The following is a 13,070-nucleotide window of genomic DNA, read 5'->3' as shown; positions in this document are numbered from 1 at the left end:
AGCGATGGGGAGCACCCGCGGGATAACGGCACAGCCAGGTCTGACAGGATCACCGCAAGGCGGGATCACCCAAAAATAGTCGGAGGTCGGGGATTTGAAGTTGGCGGAGGCGCTGGCGTTGCGTGCGGACGCGGCGCGGCGGATCGAGCAGCTACGCGCCAGGATCGTCGGCAACGCCCGCTTTCAGGAGGGTGAGGAGCCCGCCGAGGACGCGTCGACGCTGCTCGTCGAGGTCGAAAACGTGCTCGGCGAATTCGAAACGCTGATCCAGCGGATCAACCGCACCAACGCCGCCGCGCGGATCGACGCGGACAATACCCTCACCGATGCGCTGGCACGCCGGGATGCGTTGCGGCTGCGGCACTCCGTGGTGACCGCCGCCGCCGATGCCGCGGCTGGCACGAACCAGGGCGGGTACGCCCGCCAGCTGCGCTCCGAGCTGAAGTGGCTCACCGCGCTACCCGTCGCCGAATTGCGTTCACGCGCCGATGATCTGGCCCGCGAACTGCGCGAACTCGATGTGCGGATCCAGCGCGCGAACTGGGAGGTGGACCTGCTGGACTGACGGTGGAGCAGGTAGTCGTCGCGGAGGCGTGCACGACCCGCCGGGACCGACGGGCTATTCGGTCTCTTTCTTGGTGCACGGTGGGCAGTGCAAACGGGTTCAACTCCCTATTTACAACGCAGCCCAGCACCGCGCACAAGTAACGGCGCATCGCGCACAGCACACAACCAGGTGCAGATCCGTGACGACGAGGGCGGGCAAGGGGTCCTCCACCGTATATATATGTGCTCCACGGCCTTTCACGGCACGTGTGGTCTGGTTCCCGGGGCCTGGACCGGCTGTGCCTGCGGGCTGGCCGGAACGACCGGCGCCGGAAGCATATCGGTCATATCGGCCCTGGCCACTTCGAGTTCGACGCCCGGGAAGGTCACGGGTTGGGCGGCGGCCTGGTCGAGGCGTAGCGCCGAGGTGAGGTCGCCGAAGGTGCGGCGGCGCCACGGTGAGATATTGGGTTCCGTTACGCCGGTGAACCATTCGAGGAAGCGCAGCACGGATGTGTGATCGAATCGTTCGGTCGCCACCCATCCCCCGGCCGTCCACGGGGACACGATGACGCAAGGTACGCGGTAGCCGCCGCCGATCGGGAGATCCCCGACGAATTCGCCGGGTTCACCCGCCTGCGGCAGCGGCGGCACCACATGATCGAAGAGCCCGTCGTTCTCGTCGTAGTTCAGGATGAATACGGTTTTCGCCCAGAGCTCCGGATCGGCGGCGATGGCGTTGATCTTGTCGGCAATGAACGCCGCGCCGTCGGCGGGCCGCCAGGCCGGATGTTCCGACGCGACCTCCGGCGGCATCAGCCAGGATACGGCGGGCAGCGCGCCCGAGCAGACGTCGTTCTCGAAGGCGCCCGCGGGCGATGGCGCGACTCCCTTGCGGTACAACGGCGAATCGGGCGCGGCCGCACGGAACTGCTGGAAATCGGCCAGCACGTTATACGGCTGACCGGCCTCGACGTACACCTTCCAGCTCACACCGGCCTGTTCCAGCCGCTCGGCGTAAGTCGTCCAGCCATAACCGTTTTCGGGTAGGTCGTTGCTGATGATCGGACCGCCGCCCGCGCCGTCCGGATCGATCGTCCCCGTCATCCACATCAAACGGTTCGGCGCCGTCGGGCCGAGCACCGAGCAGTGGTAGGCGTCGCAGACGGTGAACGCGTCGGCGAGTGCGAAATGGAAAGGGATCTCGGCTCTTTCGTAGTAGCTCATGACATAGGGACCGTTCGCGCCGTCGGCCGCGCGATGCGCGGGCAACCATCGGTCCATCCTGCCGCCGTCGAGCGCGTCGTGCTGAACCGTCCAGGCGTGCGAGGTCGACGGGATCCGCTGCACGCTATTGCGATAGGTATCCAGATGGAACGGCAGGGTGTATCCGTCCGGATTCGCCGCATCCGGCTGCATGAACACCGTCGACCCGTCCGGCAGCCGCACCGCATCCGGGTCACCGAATCCGCGCACACCGGACAGCGTGCCGAAATAGTGGTCGAACGAACGGTTTTCCTGCATCAGCAGCACCACATGTTCGATCGGCCGCGGCGCCACCGGTTCGGCGAGCGCGCGACGGATATTGATCGGCATGGCCGCCAGCGCCACCGCCGCGGTGGCGCCCTCGATGAAACGCCGACGGGTGAGCCCGATCTGGCCGTTCATGAACGCTCCTCAGTTCATGCCCCCGGATATCCACCAATACCAGCACGATGCATCGATGTCCTGAATCGCACGAAAATTCTTGGCACCACCGCACATAGGATGGGCTTATGCGATCCACCAGGCCCGGACACGGCGATGCGGGCCGCACCTGGGATGTCGCACGACCGGCGCGGCCGAGCCGGGTGCGCGGTATCAATATGGGCGGGTTTCGCAACCGGAGCTGCGGGCCCGGCTCGATCGAGTTGCGGGTGATCCCGCATCCATCGGTCACGCTGGTCGTCGAATTCGGTGACGGCTCAATGGAATTGGAAGTCTCGGGCGGACGGTGGCAGGGCAGTTTCGTTGCGGGGCGCGCACCCACCGGTGTATGCGTCCGGGCGCAGCGCATCGAATGCGTCGAGGTGCGGCTGTCGCCGCTGATCGCACGAAACGTATTCGGCGCGGATCCGGACAGCGCCGTTGTCGCCCTTGACGATCTGTGGGGTCCGGACGCGACGCGAATCCGGGAACAACTCGGCGAATCCCCTTCGTGGGAGGAGCGTTTCGCGTTGACAGATGCCTTGCTGACCAGTCGAGCCGCGGCGGGCCCATCCGTCGACCCGGAGGTGGCCTGGGCGTGGGAACGCATCGTCGGCAGTCGCGGCCGGGTGCGGGTCGAGGATTTGGCGGACCAGATCGGCTGGAGCCGAGGGCGATTGTGGTCTCGATTCCGGTCGCAGATCGGCGTGCCGCCCAAACGCGCCGCGAAATTGGTGCGTTTCGACCATGCCGCCCGCCGCTTGGCCGCGGGGCACAGCGCAGCCCTGATCGCGGCGGAGTGCGGCTATGTCGATCAAGCCCATCTGCATCGGGACGTCATGGCGTTCACCGGAACGACACCGAAGACACTGGCCGCCGGCGATGACGTCGCCGCCGAACATCTCGCATTCGCGAATGAGCAAACATTCGTACAAGATTCGCGACCGTGAACACGTCAAGGTTGGGTCATGCGAGGCCATGAACCCATGCGGGTGCGCGATGCGAAGATACTGATCACCGGGGCCACCGGCGGGCTCGGCCGGGAGTTGGCGACGGCCATGGCCGCGGGCGGAGGCGAGCTGATACTCACCGGACGCCGCACCGATTCGCTGGAGCCGCTGGCGCGGACGTTGGGCGGCAAGGCCATTCCCGCCGACCTGGCCGACCCGGCCGAGGTCGAGCGGTTGCTGGCCGCGGCGGGCGAGGTGGACATAGTCGTTGCCAATGCCGCGCTACCGGCGGGCGGTCTGCTGACGGACCGCTCGATCGATGAGATCGACCGCGTGCTGGACGTGAACCTGCGCGCTCCGATCGTGATGGCGAAAGTGGCTGCGCAGCGGATGGCCGCAAGGCGCCGAGGTCATCTGGTCTTCATTTCATCGATATCGGGCAAGACCGCATCCGGGCACCTATCCCTTTACAACGCAACAAAATTCGGCCTGCGCGGCTTCGCCCTCGCACTGCGCGAGGATATGCGGCCGCACAATGTCGGCGTCTCGACGGTTTTCCCCGGCTACATCCGCGACGCGGGCATGTTCGCCGATTCCGGCGCCACGCTGCCCCGCGGAGTCGGCACCCGCTCACCCCGGGATGTCGCGCGCGTGACCATTCGGGCCATCGAGCTCAACCGCGCCGAAATCGACGTCGCCCCACTGGGTTTGCGTGCTATCGCCGTACTCGGCGGCGCAGCCCCCAGCCTGTCCGCCGCGATCCAGCGCCGCCTCGGCGCCGAGGCGGTGAGCAGACAACTCGCCGAAGGTCAGCGCGACAAACGTTGACTGTGCCATGGATTTCCACCCGAACGGTGGCGCGGAACCGACCGGACGCAGTATCCGAAGAACCGCGTGCCATACCCGTCATCACCGGCGGCAGGCTCCGCTCACCGACTCTCGTTAAACTACCGTCCATGAACGGTGAACTGGCCCGTTGCATGACCCTGGCCACTCACGCCACCGCATGGTTACGCAGACGGCAGACCTCCCCTGCCGGGTTCGAATTGCCGCACAGCACAATGCAGTTCGTCGACTCGATCATCTTTGATGATGTCGCGGGCGTGGACGGCTGGATGCGACGGCTGGTAGCAGACGGGGTGGATCGGGTATGGCTCGCGGTCCCGGACCTGGATCCGCAGGACGATCGCGGATTGGCCGCGCACAAGGCCGCCGCGTTCGCCGGCGGCACACAGCTCGGGCTGCTGACGACCGGTGCGGCCGGGAACCGGTTATGGCAGGCGCGCTCGCAAATCGGCGACCGTGACGCACCCGACCAGCGGATTTGGATCGTTACCTATCGGTCGCAGCCGGTGTCTTCCGGTCCCCTACTGCCCGATCTTCAGGAAGCTGCGCGACTCCTGGACCAGGCACTCCAGCATGCCGAGGAGTTCGCATCCCATAATGTGTTGCCGCCGTGGGATGAGCTGTTCGCTGAGGCTCGTAGGCAATGGTCTAGTGGCGAACCGCGAAACGTGGATCACCAGGACCTGTTCCCCGATCATTGGGGGCATGCCGACAGCCATCGCCTGGCATGTATGGCGCAGGCCGCCTGGGTATTCGGTGGTATGGGATCTTGGAACGACCTCCAATTCGACGAACCCGATCGGCAACGTGAGTACGAGACCATCAGCCGGGATCTGTTCGCGGCGGTCATCCGCGCCTGTGTCGCCGCCGTCAACGCGGAGGCGTAGATGCTTCCCCGGCCGATCAAGGCGGACAGTATCGTGGCGCGCCATTCGCGCGTACTGGCCGCTGGTAACAGACTGTGCCGCTGATGAATTCGGCGTTGACTCCCCGGATTGCCGCCGATAGATTTCGTACTCGTGTCTGATATCGCGCGACTTCCCGGTTTGACATTGGCCGATGCGGATCGGCTGGTGGCGGCGGCGCTCGCGGCCGGTGCCGAGCGCGGGTTCCCGCCGCTCGCGGTGGCCGTCATCGATGTCGCCGGAGAGGTGATCGCGCTGCGGCGCGCCGATGGCGGCATGCCCATGACCAGCCGAATCGCCGTGGCCAAGGCGCGCACGGCATTGCTTACGCTGAGGGCCTCCGGCCAACTCCAGCTCCCGGGCGCGATCGTCGACGGCATCCAGCACCTCTACGGCGGCGACTATGTCCCGTACGCGGGTGGTGTGCTGGTCACCGACGGCGAGGTAATCCTCGGCGCCGCAGGCGCGTCCGGCGCCCTCGCCGTCGAGGACGAGGAGGCCGTGCAGACGGCGGTGCTGCGCTGGCGAGAAGACCCCACCGGCGAACTCGGCTGATCCGAAGCGAATTCCGTTGCGGCTGTTCGCCTTTCATGGAGCAGCCGGGAACACCGTCGTGCGCAGGATGTCGATCCACCAGTCGAGTGTGCGCTCGCTCGCGGACGCGTCGAGTCCGGCGCTGCGGCGGAATTCACCGCCGAACAACGGTTCCAGCGCGACGGCCTGATGCAGTGCGGCCACCGTCACCTGGAGCGTCTCGCGCGATGGCGGCGTGAGCCCGACGGTCGCGCAGTGCTGCCGCGCCTGGGCGTGCAGCCGTTCCACCACCTCGTCGAGCAGTCCGCTGCCGGTATCCCGCCAGCCGGACCGGTACAGCGCGACCGCCAGATCGGCGTAACCGTCGACGTACAGCGCGTACAGCGCGTGCACCAGGTCGGCCGGGTCGATCGGACCGTCGGGCCACGCGCTGAGCACGGAGTGCAGTTGCGCCTTCAGCTTGGCCCCGCCGAAGCGCAGCAGCGCCTCCAACAATTGCTCACGGGTGCCGAAGTGGTGGTTGACCGCGGCATCGGACACCCCGATCTCGGCGGCCACCGCCCGCACTTGAACGGCGGCCGGACCGCCCGCGGCGAGCAGTCCGCTCGCCGCCTCGAGGATCATCCGCTTGGCCTCATCGGGATTGCGTCGCACTCGGGTAGTCACCCGCCAAGCTTACCTTGACCAATCAAGGTAGGAACCCTTACCTTGGAGGCTCAAGGTAAGGGGGTAGATATGCACCGACAATTCACGATCCCGGCGATGGCCGAACTGGCGACGAACCTGGGCGTCGAGGTCGCCGACCCGACACCGCCCACCGAATTCCACTTCTCCCGCGCCGACTGTCGATTACACGGATTCGACTGGGGCGGAACGGGTTCCCCGGTCATCCTGCTGCACGGTGGCCGATTGACCGCGCGCACATGGGACTTCGTCTGCCTCGGACTGCGCCGCGACGCACGGCTGGTCGCGCTGGATCTGCGCGGTCACGGCGAGAGCGACTGGTCCGACGACTACCGCATCGCCACCATGGCGGCCGATGTCGCCGCGGCGGCCGACCATTTCGGCTTCGACCGGATCCGCTTGGTCGGCATGTCACTCGGCGCCCTGGTCGCGGCCGAGCTCGCCGCTTCGCGACCCGACCTCGTCGAGCGGCTGGCACTCATCGATGTCGCACCGGGCGTCGACTTCGAAAGTACCTGGCTGATGCGAACATTCGTGCTCGGTCTCACCCCGGTGCAGGATCTCGACACCGTGGTGGGCGCCGCGATGCGGATCAACCCAAGCGCCGACCGCGCCGTCGTCACCTACCGGATGAGCACCCTGTTCTTCCGCGCACCCGACGGGGACTGGGTGCCGAAGGCCGATCCGAGCACACCCGATTTTCCAGCCATTCTCACAGCCGTCGAAGGGCTGCCCGCGCAATTGACCGGGGTGCCGGTGCTATTGGTGCGCGGCGAACGCAGCAGGGTGGTCACCCGGACCACCGCCGAACGCCTCATCGCACGGATTCCGTACGGCGAACTCGTCTCGATACCGGATGCCGGGCACAACGTTCAGGAGGACAACCCGGCCGCATTGATCACCGCGCTGCGGGATTTCCTCACCCGCTGAGCCGAACTCGATTCCCGCGCGGCAGCACGCGCTTGCGTGTACGTATACGTCTACTTATAGTGAGGCTGTCACCGAAGTGCCGAATATGTACTGCCGCAAGAGGAATCGCCATGAGTGAACCCCTCCACACCGTCACGACCATGCCGACGCAACGTCGGCCCGGCCACCCCTTCGACCCGCCCGCGGAATTGATCGACGCCCGCAAGCACGGTCCCATCAGCCGTTACACCTTTCCCGGCGGCAGACCGGGCTGGCTGGTCACCGGATACGACCTGGTGCGAGCGGTGATGGCCGACTCGCGGTTCAGCTCGCGCAAGGAGCTCATGCTGCACCCGACCGTCGACTACTCGGGTATCGAGATTCCGCCCGCGCCGCCCGGCGAATTCCTCCTGATGGATGAGCCGAGGCACGGGCGCTATCGAAAACCGTTGGTGGGCAAGTTCACCGTACGGCGGATGCGAATGCTCGGCGAGCGCGTCGAGCAGATCACCGCGGACCATCTGGACGCCATGGAAAAGGCCGGGCCGCCAACGGATCTGGTGACCGCGTTCGCCAAACCCATACCCGCCGTCATGATCTGTGAGCTACTGGGCGTGCCGTACCGGGATCGCGATCGCTTCCAGGATCAGGTCTACACATTCATGGGCGGGGAGACGAGCGACGAGGATATGCTCGTGGCTTACACCGCGGTCCAGCGTTACCTCGCCGAGCTGGTGGCCACCAAACGCGCGAACCCGACCGACGATGTACTCAGCGACCTCACCGACAGCGACCTCACCGACGAGGAGTTGCAGGGAATTGCCCTGGTTCTGCTCGCGGCCGGGCTGGACACCACCGCGAATATGTTGGCGCTCGGCACTTTCGCGCTGCTGCGCAACCCGGCGCAGCTCGACGCGCTGCGCGCCGAGCCGGCGCTCACCGACCGGGCCGTCGAGGAACTGCTGCGGTATCTGAGCGTCGCCAAGACATTTCAGCGCACGGCGCTGGAGGACGTCGAGTTGGGCGGCACGACCATCGAGGCCGGGCAGGTGGTCATCCTGTCGATGAACACCGCCAATCGCGATCCCGAGCGCTTCGCCGAACCCGACGTGCTCGACCTCGGCAGGCAGGCCACTGGGCATCTGGCCTTCGGTCACGGTATTCACCAATGCCTCGGCCAGCAGCTCGCCCGCGTCGAGATGCGGGTCGCGTTCCCCGCGCTGCTCGACCGCTTCCCCACGCTGCGCCTCGACGTGCCCGCCGAAAAGGTAAGCCTGCGACCGGAATCCGCGGATGTCTACGGGGTGCGGAGCCTGCCGGTCACCTGGACGGTGTGATTCGGTTATCCACCGCGTCGACCCGCCGCCGGAGCAGACAGAATTCGTTACCCTCCGGATCGGCGAGCACATGCCATGTTTCGGCGCCCGTCTGGCCGATATCGACCTCGCGCGCACCCGCGGCGAACAGCCGCGCCAATTCCGCGTCCTGATCACGATCGGTGGGGCTGACGTCCAGGTGCAGCGGCAGCTTCCCGCGTCTCGGCTCGGTGCTGCGGCTCAACACCAGCGTCGGCTGCGGCCCGCCGAAGCCGACTCCGGGCGGGCCGATCTCCAGATCGTCGCCCTCCCAACCGAGTTCGACGTAACCGAGAACCTCGCACCAGAATTCTCCCAACCGTTGCGGGTCGGCGCAGTCGATGACGAGTTCGGTGATCCGGCAAGCCATGCGTGCGACCCTACGCGCGCATGGCTACTTCCACACATCCTGAGGGGCAAAGCATTTCACGATGGTCGACGGACCATGGTCGCGTACCAGAACTGAACCGTGCGTCGCTCCGGCACGAAAACGTCGTCCTCGCCTGCGGTCAAATCCTCGACATCCCAGCCACTCCCGAACGCCTCCTCCAACTCCGCGCCGGAAATACCCTTGGTCCCCGGACCGGCGAAACCCGGTTGGTTGCGATCGCTGAAGCAGCGCAGATGCAGCAGCGCTCCCGGACGACAGGCACCGTGCAGCACCGCCGCATAGCGGGAGCGGTCTTCGGGATACAGACTGTGGAAGCAGCCGATATCGATCGCCGTGCCGAAGTCGTCCGGTAGGCCCGTCGGGTTCACGAGCTCGCCGACCATGAATTCCGCAGGCACGCCTAGCTTTTCGGCCTTGCTCCGGGCCCGGGCGACAGCGGTCGGCGCGACGTCGACGCCGACCACCGCGTGGCCGCGCCGAGCGAGAAAGAGCGCATTGTGCCCGCCGCCGCATCCGGCATCGAGCACTCGGCCGTGAATCCGGCCCGCGTCGGCGAGTGCGACGACCCACGGCAATGGCTCGTCGACGTCGAATGCGGTGCGACCCCGACCATAAACGGCCTCCCAGCCCTCGGCGTACGAAAGTTCCTGTTGGCTCATCGAAGCCCCCTTCATTGGGTAACACCGATAGTAACGGTGTTAATAACACGAGGAAAGGCGTGTGCGAGGATCAGGCGCGTGAGCCGACCGAAACGAGAACGCCTGACTGCGGCGCGCGCGGTGGCCGTGGCCATGGAGTTGCTGGACGCCGATGGCATCGAAGGCGTCACACTGCGCCGCCTGGCCGCCGGACTGGGCGTCCAAGTGCCCGCTCTTTACCGGCATTTCGCCGGTAAGCAGGATCTGCTCGACGAGCTGGCGCAGACGATCGTGTCGGACGGACTGGCGGGTCTGCGGGGGCCCGACGACCCGGCCGACTGGCAGGATTGGTTGCGCGAGACCGCGAACCGGTTCCATCGGGCTCTGCTTTCCCGTCGCGACGGGGCCCGGATCGTGGCGGGTGCCGGGCCGGGCCGGGCGCAGGTCTTGGCCCAGCTCACCGAGCTCACGTTGCGCACCCTGACCGATGGCGGGCTCGGCCTGGAATCGGCGCGGTGGGCCGCGCACACGGTCTTCACCTTCACGCTCGGCTACACCATCGAGGAGCAGGCCGGGCCGGATTCGGCGGCCGCACAGGATCCGGGCATCCTCGTACCCCGCTTCCCGCTCATCGCCGATGCGCTGCAACGGAATTCCGGTGCGGACGGATACGCCGAGGGACTCGGGTTCATCCTCGCGGGCATACAGCTCCGGGCCGGCCGCGAGACCCGAACCGTCGAATGATCCCCTAGGCGCACAGTCACTTCCATACGGCACGAGAACTCCGGTGCGGCGCGCGGTGATCAGCCCATGATCGTACGATCCGGCCGGACCATCCGCGCACCGGTCACCGAGTAAAGAATCGCCTAATTTCTGGGGAAAGCAACAGATTCGGCGGCGTACGGCTCGACTTCGACTGCCGGACAAGCCGATTTGTCATGGAATATACGTTTCCCCTTGGTACAGAACACAACTGGGGATAATAGACCGATTGGTCGTGGTGCTACGATTCTCGCGACGCTCGGAAAATCAACCGGGGATCGGGACCCGACACCGAGCGCACCGCGGGGACCCCGAATGTCGTCCGGGTCTCCGGATTTCCCTTTCCATCAAGAGATATCGCGAGAAATCCATGTTCAAGAAGTTCGCCGCCGTCGGCGCAGCGATATTCGCGTTCGCCATTCCGATATCCAGCTCGCAGAGTTCCGCGGATCCCGTACCCGGGTGGAACACCCCGCCGCCGCCGGACAAAATCGTCATCGACGTGGTCACCGTCAACGGCACCGGTTGCCCGCCGGGAACCGCGGCCGTGGCGGTTTCCCCGGACAATACGGCCTTCACGGTGACATACAGTCAATACACCGCGCAGGTCGGCGTCGGCGCGGGCCCGACCGATTTCCGGCGGAACTGCCAGCTCAACCTGCTCGTGCACGTGCCACAGGGATTCACCTACGGCATCGCCCAGGCCGACTACCGCGGCTTCGCGCACCTCGAAGCCGGCGCGACCGCGCTCGAACGGGCACGGTATTACTTCCAGGGCAATTCGCCGACCCAGTACATCGACCACCCGTTCAACGGCCTCTACGACGACGATTGGCAGACGACGGATTCGACTCCGGTCGGCTCGGTGGTATTCATGCCGTGCGGCGAAAATCGAAACTTCAATATCAATACCGAACTGCGGGCGAACGCGGGCTCCTCGGACCCGACCAAGACCACGAGCTTCATCACCATGGATTCCACGGACGGAAGCATCACCACCACTTACCACTTCGCTTGGAAGCAGTGCTGACCGCGCAATCGGATGAACTCGGTATCACCTATTTCGCCGGTACCTCATAGGTGCGCCGAGTAAATCCGTTGCGTTTAAATGACGGTGCCGCCGGGAAGTACCCCGAAATTCCCGGCGGCACCGTCGCAGGCAATTCGACGGCCGCGCCGGAACACGCTCGACGATTCACCCGTCGCCCAAAGCCATGAGTTTCAGTTGCAGCAGTGCCCCGAAGCGGGCGTCGGGGTCGCTCAGATCTATTCCACCGACCTCGCCGATGCGCCGCAGTCGGTACCGGAAAGTATTCGGGTGGATATATACCGCGGCGGCCGCGGCGTTCACGTCGCCGAAGGCATCCAGCCAGGCCCGTAGCGTGGCCAGCAGGCAACTCCCTTGGGCCGCATCATAATCCCGCAAATGAGCGATCGGTCCGGACAAGCGGTCGCGGCGCAGCGCCATCAGATCGTGCAATTCCAGCAGCAACGCCTCGGTCTGCACATCGCTGATATCGGCGACCCGCCGCGAAACCGTACCCGAACGCAGCACGCGCAGTGCGCGATCCGCATCGTCGCGGGAACGCCGCAGGTCGGCGACGTCGGCGGCGACGGTGCCGATGCCGATGAGCACGGGCGCGCGGTCGCCGACGCGGGTCACGAAATCCCGCGCGGCCTCCGCGGCGCGGTCCGCGCCGAGCACCGGCACGATCGCGTAGCCGGTCTCGCCGAGCAAAGCCGTTGCCACCGTTGGATATACGGCATTCAGGTGCATGGCGAAGGCGTCGGCGAGGCGCTCGTGCTCGCTGGCCCGTCTGGCAGCGGTATCGATGCCATCGACCCGGCCCCGATCCTGGACCATCGCCAGCACGGTGACCGGCCGATCGGCCACACCGAGTTTGCGCAGTGCGTCGGCGGCGTGCGGGCCGCCGTCGACCGCGCGGCTCAGCAGATCGGCGCGCATCCGCCGCGCGACATCGGAGCCGGCCCGCTGCCGCAGCAGGTGTACCGCGGCCAGCTTCCCGACCTCCTCGAACGCGTGGATGCGTTCCGGCGTCAGCGGCGCATCGGTTGCCGCCCAGATGGTTCCGAGCACCTCATCGCCCGCGCGCACCGTCTGCGCGATGCGCGGCATGATGAACCCGTCGAGCCCGGGCAGCGGTTCGATCCGCACCGGGGACTCGCTGCGGTACAGCTCGCGGAAAATGCCTTTCGCTTCGAGGGTTTCGGAATAGAGCTCCGGAACCTGGCGTCCCAGAATGGTTTCGGTCCGCGATCGGTCCGCCGCGTCCTGGCCGCCGGAGAAGGCCAGTACCCGGCTGTCGCGGTCCTCGATGGTCACCGGCGCGTCCAGCAGCGCGGCGATCGCGTTCGCCAGCGCGAACAGATCGCCGGACGGTATGCCGCCCAATGTCTCCGGTTCGGGGTCGCCGGTCCGGTCGGCGGCGAGCAGTGTGCGCAGCCAGGTGGCCAGCTGCGTCCAGGACGCACCCCTGGTCAGTTCGAGCAGCACGACGCCGGTGCGCCGGGCGGTCTCGATCAACGTCCGGTCGGCGGGCACCGGCGCGCGGACCACCAATACCGCCGCGTCCAGGCCGCCGAGATCGTCGAGGAGTCGCCCGATCTGCCCCGGCCCGTGCACACCGATGCCGAGAACCAGCGCACCCGCGGGCAGCACCGGCGCGTCCAGCGGGTCGTGGATCACGACACCGCTTATCTCTCTCGCGCCTTCGGCATCACCGCAGACGAGCCGGAGCATGGTGGCGCCGAGATCGTCGAGGATGCGAACCAGGTTCGTCGAGATGCGGCCACCCCGCACCGGGTGCGGCCTTGTCAAGGGTCTGTCGGATCCTTCCGGAAAG

General features: G+C 66.5%; 14 protein-coding genes. 9 read left to right on the top strand and 5 right to left on the bottom strand.

Features of this window, described 5'->3' with window-relative positions:
• Nucleotides 1-94: 94 nt before the first annotated feature.
• Nucleotides 95-565, top strand: a complete 471-nt coding sequence (locus tag LGY53_RS20065; protein ID WP_225728215.1) for a DIP1984 family protein — start codon at nt 95-97, stop codon at nt 563-565.
• Between the two features lie 239 nt (nt 566-804).
• On the opposite strand, the gene LGY53_RS20060 is transcribed toward LGY53_RS20065, so the two are convergent.
• Nucleotides 805-2,214, bottom strand: a complete 1,410-nt coding sequence (locus tag LGY53_RS20060; protein WP_374111204.1) for an alkaline phosphatase family protein — start codon at nt 2,212-2,214, stop codon at nt 805-807.
• Between the two features lie 107 nt (nt 2,215-2,321).
• Here LGY53_RS20060 and LGY53_RS20055 point away from each other — a divergent pair, with 107 nt between their 5' ends.
• The 4 genes from LGY53_RS20055 to LGY53_RS20040 all read left to right on the top strand — a co-directional run bounded on the left by LGY53_RS20055 (nt 2,322) and on the right by LGY53_RS20040 (nt 5,488).
• On the top strand, nt 2,322-3,182 hold the full coding sequence (locus LGY53_RS20055; protein ID WP_225728214.1) for an AraC family transcriptional regulator: 861 nt from the start codon (nt 2,322-2,324) through the stop codon (nt 3,180-3,182).
• Between the two features lie 18 nt (nt 3,183-3,200).
• Nucleotides 3,201-4,010 carry an SDR family oxidoreductase gene (locus LGY53_RS20050; protein WP_225728213.1) on the top strand — a complete coding sequence of 270 codons (810 nt, stop codon included), beginning with the start codon at nt 3,201-3,203 and terminating at the stop codon, nt 4,008-4,010.
• A gap of 128 nt (nt 4,011-4,138) precedes the next feature.
• Complete coding sequence (locus LGY53_RS20045; RefSeq protein WP_225728212.1) at nt 4,139-4,915, top strand: hypothetical protein; 777 nt, start codon at nt 4,139-4,141, stop codon at nt 4,913-4,915.
• A gap of 132 nt (nt 4,916-5,047) precedes the next feature.
• Nucleotides 5,048-5,488 carry a heme-binding protein gene (locus LGY53_RS20040; protein ID WP_225728211.1) on the top strand — a complete coding sequence of 147 codons (441 nt, stop codon included), beginning with the start codon at nt 5,048-5,050 and terminating at the stop codon, nt 5,486-5,488.
• A 33-nt stretch (nt 5,489-5,521) separates the two neighbouring features.
• On the opposite strand, the gene LGY53_RS20035 is transcribed toward LGY53_RS20040, so the two are convergent.
• A complete protein-coding gene (locus LGY53_RS20035) occupies nt 5,522-6,133 on the bottom strand; it encodes a TetR/AcrR family transcriptional regulator (protein ID WP_225728210.1) in 612 nt (203 codons plus the stop codon).
• Between the two features lie 69 nt (nt 6,134-6,202).
• On the opposite strand from LGY53_RS20035, the gene LGY53_RS20030 reads away from it, so the two are divergent.
• Both LGY53_RS20030 and LGY53_RS20025 read left to right on the top strand, forming a co-directional pair.
• The gene (locus LGY53_RS20030) at nt 6,203-7,081 is read left to right on the top strand and encodes an alpha/beta fold hydrolase (RefSeq protein ID WP_225728209.1); all 879 of its coding nucleotides are present in this window, start codon (nt 6,203-6,205) and stop codon (nt 7,079-7,081) included.
• 110 nt (nt 7,082-7,191) lie between these two features.
• Nucleotides 7,192-8,397, top strand: a complete 1,206-nt coding sequence (locus LGY53_RS20025; protein WP_225728208.1) for a cytochrome P450 — start codon at nt 7,192-7,194, stop codon at nt 8,395-8,397.
• On the opposite strand, the gene LGY53_RS20020 is transcribed toward LGY53_RS20025, so the two are convergent.
• Nucleotides 8,381-8,785, bottom strand: a complete 405-nt coding sequence (locus LGY53_RS20020; protein ID WP_225728207.1) for a VOC family protein — start codon at nt 8,783-8,785, stop codon at nt 8,381-8,383. The genes LGY53_RS20025 and LGY53_RS20020 overlap by 17 nt on opposite strands.
• Before the next feature lie 56 nt (nt 8,786-8,841).
• Nucleotides 8,842-9,465, bottom strand: a complete 624-nt coding sequence (locus tag LGY53_RS20015) for a methyltransferase domain-containing protein (RefSeq protein WP_225728206.1) — start codon at nt 9,463-9,465, stop codon at nt 8,842-8,844.
• A gap of 78 nt (nt 9,466-9,543) precedes the next feature.
• Here LGY53_RS20015 and LGY53_RS20010 point away from each other — a divergent pair, with 78 nt between their 5' ends.
• Nucleotides 9,544-10,188, top strand: coding sequence for a TetR/AcrR family transcriptional regulator C-terminal domain-containing protein (locus LGY53_RS20010; RefSeq protein ID WP_225728205.1), 645 nt, complete (start codon nt 9,544-9,546; stop codon nt 10,186-10,188).
• A gap of 388 nt (nt 10,189-10,576) precedes the next feature.
• On the top strand, nt 10,577-11,236 hold the full coding sequence (locus LGY53_RS20005) for a DUF4360 domain-containing protein (RefSeq protein WP_225728204.1): 660 nt from the start codon (nt 10,577-10,579) through the stop codon (nt 11,234-11,236).
• 165 nt (nt 11,237-11,401) lie between these two features.
• On the opposite strand, the gene LGY53_RS20000 is transcribed toward LGY53_RS20005, so the two are convergent.
• The gene (locus LGY53_RS20000; RefSeq protein WP_225728203.1) at nt 11,402-13,045 is read right to left on the bottom strand and encodes a CdaR family transcriptional regulator; all 1,644 of its coding nucleotides are present in this window, start codon (nt 13,043-13,045) and stop codon (nt 11,402-11,404) included.
• Nucleotides 13,046-13,070: the final 25 nt, after the last annotated feature.

Source organism: Nocardia sp. JCM 34519.1 (assembly GCF_020361265.1).
Taxonomy (GTDB): Bacteria; Actinomycetota; Actinomycetes; order Mycobacteriales; family Mycobacteriaceae; genus Nocardia; species Nocardia arthritidis_A.
The sequence above is the reverse complement of the archived record's forward strand: the minus strand, read 5'-3'. Positions and strand labels throughout refer to the sequence as shown.